This window comes from uncultured Sanguibacteroides sp. (assembly GCF_900543425.1).
Taxonomy (GTDB): Bacteria; Bacteroidota; Bacteroidia; order Bacteroidales; family Marinifilaceae; genus Gabonibacter.
The window spans coordinates 1-7,952 of the sequence record NZ_UQRQ01000045.1 but is presented as its reverse complement, the minus strand read 5'-3'; the positions used below and the strand labels follow the sequence as shown (position 1 = coordinate 7,952).

Genomic DNA, 7,952 nt, shown 5'->3' with positions numbered 1-7,952 from the left:
ATTTGCATCCTGTTTGGAAAGCGTTTATAAAAATATTGAGAGATGTCAAGAATTTGTCAAATAACCGGAAAAAAGGCGATGGTTGGTAACCATGTATCTCACTCTAAGAGAAGAGTTAAGAGAACATTCGCGATCAACTTGTTTCAGAGAAATTTTTATTGGCCGGAAGAGGATAGATGGATACGTTTAAATGTGTCTGCTGCCGGATTGCGCCTGATCAACAAGAAAGGCTTGAGCCATTGTTTGAGAGAGGCTACTGCCAATGGTTTAATTAAAAACGTATAAAATTAAAAGAAATGGCAAAGAAAAGCAAAGGTAACAGAATACAGGTGATTCTGGAGTGTACCGAGCAGAAAGAATCCGGAGTTCCGGGAATGTCTCGTTATATCACTACCAAGAATAGAAAAAACACCACCGAGAGATTGGAATTACGTAAGTACAATCCTTATTTGAAAAGAGTAACTTTACACAGAGAAATAAAATAATAAACTATGGCAAAGAAGGTTGTTGCAACATTAAAGACAGGAGATGGTCGGGGATTTGCAAAAGTTATCAAAATGGTAAAGTCTCCCAAAACCGGTGCATACACGTTCAAAGAACAAATGGTTCCTAATGAACAAGTAAAAGATTTTTTAAAGAAATAAATCTTTGTGATTAGTATATAAAAAGAGCATTCGTTTTCGGATGCTCTTTTTTTTGTTGATGGAACATTTTGCCTGTGCTTTTATAGAATAGTTGTGAAGTCAGTAGTAAAGTACAAAAATGGTATTTTAACAAAAAGTATTTTGTGTTTATAATCAGATAGTTATTGATATGTACGAAAAAAAAGAGCGTTTTTTCTTCATTTTTTTCTTGAAACTGTAACCTTATTGCTTCGCTTCCGTTAAAGACAGTATATTAGATGATGATATAAGACTTATGATTTATTTTTAGCTGTTATTAGATTGAATCATCTAGCATAAGAGAGGGGATAGCTTTGACGGAGGTTTAAGCTGATTTTCCGATTGAGTTCTTGAAAATATTGAAATATATACCACGGGACACCACGCACACACACCACACACACAGACGCACGCACACACACATACAACATCTTTTCGTCAGTCCCATTATATTTCATTTCGAGAGGAAACGGAAAATCCCTCCCATTTTTTACTTCCGATAAAATAAAAATCTTCCATTTATTTATGATTAAGCGACTAAAAGACTCTGTGATTGGGTGATTCATTTAAAATTTACAATCTACGATTTACAATTGTCAATTATCACTTATTCTTTTCCTTTTTCAATTGTTTCCTGTATTTTTGTAAGTTATTTATATTGGAGAGTAAGTATGGGATATAAAGAAGAAGGCGAGAATATAGTTATATATGGTGCGCGGGAACATAATTTGAAGAATATAGATGTGGTAATTCCCCGTGATAAATTGACGGTAGTGACAGGTTTGAGTGGGAGCGGTAAGTCTTCTCTGGCTTTCGACACGATATACGCGGAGGGGCAACGACGTTACCTGGAAACGTTCTCTGCCTATGCACGTCGTTTTTTGGGAGGAATGGAGCGTCCCGATGTGGATAAGATAACGGGATTGAGTCCGGTTATTTCTATTGAACAAAAGACAACCAACAAGAATCCCCGTTCTACGGTGGGAACGACTACTGAAATATACGACTTCTTCCGGTTGTTGTTTGCCCGGGCTGGAGTTGCTCACTCCTATGCTACCGGTAGTAAAATGGTAAAATATACGGATGAGCAGATTCTGGAATTGCTGCAGCAGGATTTTGCCGGTAGAAGAATTCTTTTATTAGCTCCGGTGGTGAAGGGGCGTAAAGGACATTATAAAGAATTGTTCGAGAATTTAAGAAAGAAGGGATTCATTTCTGCCCGGGTGGACGGGAAGATTATGGAGATCCTTCCGGGGATGAGTGTGGACCGTTATAAGATCCATGATATCGAGATTGTTGTCGATAAAATTGTTATGCAGGATGTCGATTTAAAACGTCTGAAAGCTTCCGTTGCGACGGCAATGAAAAATGGGAAAGGGATCATGACGGTGAAGGATAATGAAAATGATGATTTAAAATATTATAGTCGTCATTTGATGTGTCCTGATACCGGAATTTCTTATAAAGATCCGGCTCCTCATTCGTTTTCTTTCAATTCTCCTCATGGTGCCTGTAAAAAGTGTAAAGGTTTAGGGTATATTAATTCGGTTGCTATAGAGAAGATTATACCGGATGATTCGTTGTCTGTTTATGCCGGAGGTATATTACCGTTAGGAAAATATAAAGGATCTTTGATCTTTTATCAGATCGATACGATTTTAAAAAAACACGGTGCGGATATAAAACAACCGATTCGTGAGCTTCCTGAGGAGGCATTAACTGATATTTTGTATGGTTATCCGGGACAATTCCGGTTAGAAAATACGGAAATCGGAGTCTCTTCCAATTTTTTAACTACCTACGAGGGTATTTTGAAGTATATCACGATACAGGAGGAAAACACGACCTCTAAAAAAGCAAATAAATGGGCGGAGCAATTTATTTCGGTGACGACTTGTGATGTTTGTAACGGTCAGCGTTTGAATCAGGAGGCCTTGCATTTTTATATCGGGGGGAAGAATATATCCGAGTTGGCCAACATGGAGTTGGATGATTTGTACGATTGGGTATGTAATGTTGAGCAACATTTGGAGGCAAAACAGAAACAGATTGCCGGGGAGATATTGAAGGAGATACGGACTCGTTTGAAGTTTATGTTAGATGTCGGTTTGGAATATCTCTCTTTAAACCGCCAGTCTATGACTCTTTCCGGAGGAGAGTCTCAGCGTATCCGGTTGGCCACGCAGATCGGGTCTCAGTTGGTGAATGTACTTTATATATTGGATGAGCCCAGTATCGGGTTGCACCAGAAGGATAATCGGAAATTAATTCGTTCTTTGCAGGAGCTGCGGGATGCCGGGAATTCGGTTATCGTGGTAGAACACGATAAGGAGATGATGGAAAACGCCGATTATATTGTGGATTTGGGGCCTAAGGCAGGAAGAAAAGGCGGAGAGGTTATGGCGATAGGTACATTCGATGATATTAAGAGAAGTGATAGCCTGACGGCTCAATACCTGAACGGTATTCGGGAGATTACCGTGCCATCTGAACGTCGGCAGGGAAATGGGAAAAAGATCAGCTTGAAAGGATGTACGGGGAATAATTTAAAGAATGTGGATATTGATTTTCCTTTAGGGAAATTAATTTGTATTACCGGGGTAAGCGGTAGTGGAAAATCCTCTTTGGTGAACGGAACGCTTCATCCTATATTGAGTGCTTATTTTTATCGTTCTTTAGCGGAACCTTTGCCTTATCGCACTATTGATGGAATAGAGAATATAGATAAAGTAGTGGTAGTGGATCAGAGTCCGCTGGGAAAAAGCCCCCGTTCTAATCCGGCAACCTACACGGGTATTTTTACCGATATCCGAAAGATATTCGAAAAATTACCGGAATCTCAAATTCGGGGATATACAGCCGGCCGTTTTTCTTTTAACGTGAGCGGCGGGCGCTGTGAAGCTTGTAAGGGTGCCGGAGTGAAAACGATAGAGATGAATTTTTTACCGGATGTTTACGTGCATTGTGATGAGTGTGATGGAAAACGGTATAATAAGGAGACCTTAGAGGTTCGTTATAAAGGAAAATCTATCGGGGATGTGTTGAATATGACCATTAATATGGCCGTAGAATTTTTTGAGAATTTGCCCTATTTACAGGCGAAGTTAAAAGTATTGCAGGATGTTGGTTTGGGATATGTTCAGATCGGACAGCCTTGTACCACTTTAAGCGGTGGTGAATCACAGCGGATAAAACTGGCGACCGAGTTGTCCAAAAAAGAGACGGGGAATACATTGTATATATTGGATGAACCGACAACCGGTTTACATTTTGAGGATGTAAATATTTTGTTGGGAGTATTGCAAAAATTGGTAGATAAAGGAAATACCGTGATTGTCATCGAACATAATCTCGATGTTATAAAGGTTGCCGACCATTTGATTGATATGGGTCCCGGGGGAGGGAAAAGCGGGGGCGAAGTTGTGATTACCGGAACTCCGGAAGAAGTGGCTTTGTGCCGGAATTCAGAAACGGCACCTTTCCTGAGGGAAGAGTTAAATATTAAATAAAAACCGCTTAGCGGTCTTTATTTAATATTTTGGATTTGCGATTAAGTCGAGGGTAAAATCTTTCATGTAATTGTTTAATTCATCTTCGGCTTTTTCAAGTGAATCCGTTCCCCATCCGGGTTGGGTGTAGTCGTAATCTCCGTATTTTTTGTACCAGTGACTTAGTATAACACCGTAATGGTTTTCATCTCGTTTTAAAATCTTGGCTTTGATTTTATGGGTAAGGTCTTCTACCGTATATTCGAATTCCTTTACTACCTCGGCTTTTTCTATTTTAAGCATGACTTTTTTGTTTGAACGGTCTGTAATTTTTTATCAATCGGCTTTTGGGCGTCGATTCAGTGAGATATACGCCTTTGAATCCTTAAACGTTTCGTTTCGGTTATTTATTTTTAGGAGGGATAATTTGTCTTTCGGTAAAAGTAAAATTCGAAAAGTCTTATATATTTGTGATTCAATGGGAATTTTGCATATTTGTATGTTCCGGATACAAAAGTGTTTCCAGTAATAAGAATCTATATGAAAAATACGATGGTAAGAATCAGACAGGAAGAAGAGAAAGACTTTGCAAAGATTTATGATTTGGTAGAAGAAGCTTTTAAAACGGCAAAGGTTTCCGACGGGGACGAGCAGGATTTTGTCGACCGTTTGCGGGCGGGAGATCATTATATCCCGGAGTTGGCTTTTGTGGCGGAAGAGAGCGATCGATTGGTGGGGCATATTATGTTGACCCGTTGTCGGGTTATGATGAAGGAGGGGTTTTTTGATGCTCTTTTGTTGGCTCCGCTTGCTGTCGTTTTAGAGTATCGTAACCGGGGTGTGGGAGCAGATTTGGTTAAAGAGGCACTCCGTTCCGCGAAGGAAAAAGGACATAAGGCTGTATTTTTGACGGGAGATCCTGTTTATTATGGTCGATTTGGTTTTAAATCCGTGGCGAATTACGGGATCGGTTGTGCGGAGGAGATTCCTTTGGAATATGTATTGGCCTGTGAGTTGATTCCGGGGAGTTTGGAACATGTGGATGGTAAATTGAGTTGGGAATGAATAAAAGGTATGAATTGAGGCCATGGAGCTTATCCGATTGCCGGTCGCTGGCCGAATATGCCAATAATATACATGTATGGAATAATTTGCGGGATGGTTTCCCTTCTCCTTACACGGAGGAGGATGCGCGGGTGTATATAGCAAATACCTTGACGAAAGATTGTGTTCAGGATTTTGCTATCATTGTTGACGGGAAAGCAGTTGGGGGTATAGGTTTTATTCCGCAGGTCGATGTGGAGCGATACAGTGCGGAAATCGGATATTGGTTAGGAGAACCTTATTGGGGATGCGGAATTATGAGCAAGGTGGTGTCCGAGGTTGTGGAGTATGTATTTGCCACGACGGAATTGGTTCGATTATACGCTTCTGTTTTTGAATCTAATCCGGCTTCCCGAAAAGTTCTGGAAAAATGTGGTTTTCGGTTGGTGGGAATTATGCATAAAGCGGTTCGGAAAAATGACCGATGGGTGGATATGTGTTATTACGAAATTCTTAAGTCGTCGGAGGCACAATCAAAAGGGAAGGGGGATGATTCGGAAAGTAGTCTATAAAGTCTGAAAGTAATTTTATAATCACTAAGTCCCTTAATCACAGAATTTTTACTCTACAATCGTCAATCTAAAATTTACAATTAATAGCACATTGCACCCGTCCCCGTGGGTTATTCTAATTTCTCAATTGTCAGATCTGAATCCTAAAATCGAATGGAGAAGGTGATTTTAAGGTTGTTTTTCCGTGAGGTATTTCCAGAAACGGGCGGGTAGATTCTGGCGATGAAGTTTCGGATTCAAGCGTTCTTTGATAGTGATCGATTTAAAGTACTCTTTCCAAAGGCGTTGGAATAGTTTTTCGTCCCGGTCCATCAGGTTTTCATCCAGGATGCCGGTAAGCAGATGGTTTTCTTTGGTATCGAAACGCACTTCGGTAACGGTAGTCAAGTCGTAGTAGTAGCCGTACTCTCTTTTCAGATCGTAGATCAGCCATTTTTGATCGGAAAAACGGTCTTGAAGGTGTTTTAAGGTTAATGAGAGTACGTTATAGAGCGGTTTTAAGGCTGCAAAGAAAGTGCCGTCTGCGGCTTTTTGAAATCGTAAGAATTGAACGACTCGAAGGCGTTCATTGTTTACTTTTTTGGCATTTTTGGTTATTTCCAATACATCCGGATCGCTGAAATTTAATTCGATGGAAGTGGGTGCATCGATAGCCTTGTGTATATAGCGGAATAGTAAAAGGTCGATTTCCGGTAGTTCGGACAACCAATTCATGGCCAAGGCCGATAGGGCGGGAGCGGAGAGTTTCTTTTGAAGGGCATTCCATACCCGATTGCTTCTTTTTTCATCGGTAACGACGGTATAGGTCTCGTCGTAAAACAAGGGTAGGGGCTCACCTTCTCCTTTTAGCATGTCGGGGAACGAACGTCTGCTGTAAGCGTCGAATACGGCGGTAAGAAGGCCTTCGAATGTTTTATCGTATATATAAATAACCATTTCTAATATTGAAAAGGGATCACTAATTGGCGATCGTCTATTTTACGGTTGGACGGCCGGGTTAAAATACGTCGTACGGTTTCCGGTTGTATTTCATGGATGGTTTGTGTCGGCAATTCATGGCAGGTAATGAAATATTGAGCTTTTTTCATCACGACTCCGATTTGTTTCAGGTGAGTGGCTCCCAACCGGGAGTGGCGTCGTGCCGCAACAATCATTTGAGCCGATTTGACTCCTAAGCCGGGAACCCGGAGTAACATTTCATAGTCGGCCCGGTTGATGTCGATAGGGAATACTTCCGGATGACGTAAAGCCCACGATAGTTTGGGATCAACTTCCAGATCCAGGTCAGGATAGGCATCGTTGACGATCTCGTTAACGGAGAAGTGGTAGAAACGAAGCAGCCAGTCGGCTTGATACAGACGATTCTCCCGTACCAATGGAGGCTGTTTTAACATGGGGAGACGATTATCGTAACTGTTTACGGGGACATATCCCGAATAATACACTCTTTTCATCGTGGGACGTTTGTACAAGGCGGAAGAGAGATAGAGGATATCTTTGTCGCTGTCGTCTGTTGCCCCGATAATCATTTGCGTACTCTGTCCGGCCGGGGCAAAACGCGGCGCATGGCGAAATTTTTTTCGTTCTTCCGCGTGCTGGAGTACTCCCTGCTGGATATAGCGCATGGGAGTGAAGACACTTTGAAAATCTTTTTCCGGGGCTATAATCTTCAGACTCTCTTCTTTCGGGATCTCGATATTTACACTTAACCTATCGGCATAGAGACCGGCTTCGTTTACCAGTTCTCGACTGGCACCCGGGATACTTTTCAGATGAATATACCCGTTGAATCGGTATTTTTGTCTCAGATCCTTGACTACTCTCACCAGACGTTCCATCGTGTAATCGGGATTACGGACGACTCCCGAACTAAGAAAAAGTCCTTCAATATAGTTTCTCCGGTAAAATTCTATCGTTAGATTCACAAGCTCCGTGACGGAAAAAGTGGCCCTTTTCAGATCGTTGCTGCGACGATTGATGCAATAAGCACAGTCGTACATGCAATTATTCGTCAGCATGATCTTCAATAGAGAGATACAGCGTCCGTCTTCCGCGAAACTATGACATATCCCCCAACCTTCGGCACTTCCGATCTCTCCTTTTTTGTGCGAGCGGGAGGTACCGCTGGATGCGCAGGATACATCGTATTTGGCAGATTCTGCCAGTATTTTTAGTTTTTCGAGAAC

Annotated in this window: 9 protein-coding genes; 6 read left to right on the top strand and 3 right to left on the bottom strand. The window is 41.4% G+C overall.

What is annotated here, in order from left to right; all coding sequences use genetic code 11:
* The first annotated feature begins 42 nt into the window (after nt 1–42).
* The 4 genes from rpmB to uvrA all read left to right on the top strand — a co-directional run bounded on the left by rpmB (nt 43) and on the right by uvrA (nt 4,171).
* Nucleotides 43–285, top strand: coding sequence for a 50S ribosomal protein L28 (gene rpmB / locus QZR76_RS13920; RefSeq protein WP_041503812.1), 243 nt, complete (start codon nt 43–45; stop codon nt 283–285).
* A gap of 11 nt (nt 286–296) precedes the next feature.
* Entirely contained in the window at nt 297–485 is a 189-nt protein-coding gene (rpmG, locus tag QZR76_RS13915; protein WP_041503811.1) for a 50S ribosomal protein L33, read from the top strand.
* Nucleotides 486–491: 6 nt separating this feature from the next.
* Complete coding sequence (locus tag QZR76_RS13910; RefSeq protein WP_082027486.1) at nt 492–644, top strand: DUF4295 domain-containing protein; 153 nt, start codon at nt 492–494, stop codon at nt 642–644.
* Between the two features lie 689 nt (nt 645–1,333).
* A complete protein-coding gene (uvrA, locus tag QZR76_RS13905; RefSeq protein ID WP_294143404.1) occupies nt 1,334–4,171 on the top strand; it encodes an excinuclease ABC subunit UvrA in 2,838 nt (945 codons plus the stop codon).
* Between the two features lie 21 nt (nt 4,172–4,192).
* On the opposite strand, the gene QZR76_RS13900 is transcribed toward uvrA, so the two are convergent.
* Complete coding sequence (locus tag QZR76_RS13900; RefSeq protein ID WP_294143403.1) at nt 4,193–4,453, bottom strand: hypothetical protein; 261 nt, start codon at nt 4,451–4,453, stop codon at nt 4,193–4,195.
* A 237-nt stretch (nt 4,454–4,690) separates the two neighbouring features.
* On the opposite strand from QZR76_RS13900, the gene QZR76_RS13895 reads away from it, so the two are divergent.
* Both QZR76_RS13895 and QZR76_RS13890 read left to right on the top strand, forming a co-directional pair.
* Complete coding sequence (locus tag QZR76_RS13895; protein WP_294143402.1) at nt 4,691–5,215, top strand: N-acetyltransferase; 525 nt, start codon at nt 4,691–4,693, stop codon at nt 5,213–5,215.
* Nucleotides 5,212–5,766: a GNAT family protein gene (locus tag QZR76_RS13890; protein WP_294143401.1), complete on the top strand. Its 555-nt coding sequence runs from the start codon at nt 5,212–5,214 to the stop codon at nt 5,764–5,766. Before QZR76_RS13895 ends, QZR76_RS13890 begins: the two co-directional genes overlap by 4 nt.
* 168 nt (nt 5,767–5,934) lie before the next feature.
* Here the strand turns inward: QZR76_RS13890 and QZR76_RS13885 are convergent, their stop codons facing one another.
* Entirely contained in the window at nt 5,935–6,702 is a 768-nt protein-coding gene (locus QZR76_RS13885) for a TIGR03915 family putative DNA repair protein (RefSeq protein WP_294143400.1), read from the bottom strand.
* Between the two features lie 2 nt (nt 6,703–6,704).
* Nucleotides 6,705–7,952 (bottom strand): putative DNA modification/repair radical SAM protein (locus tag QZR76_RS13880; protein ID WP_294143399.1); only part of this gene is annotated, 1,248 nt, incomplete at its 5' end.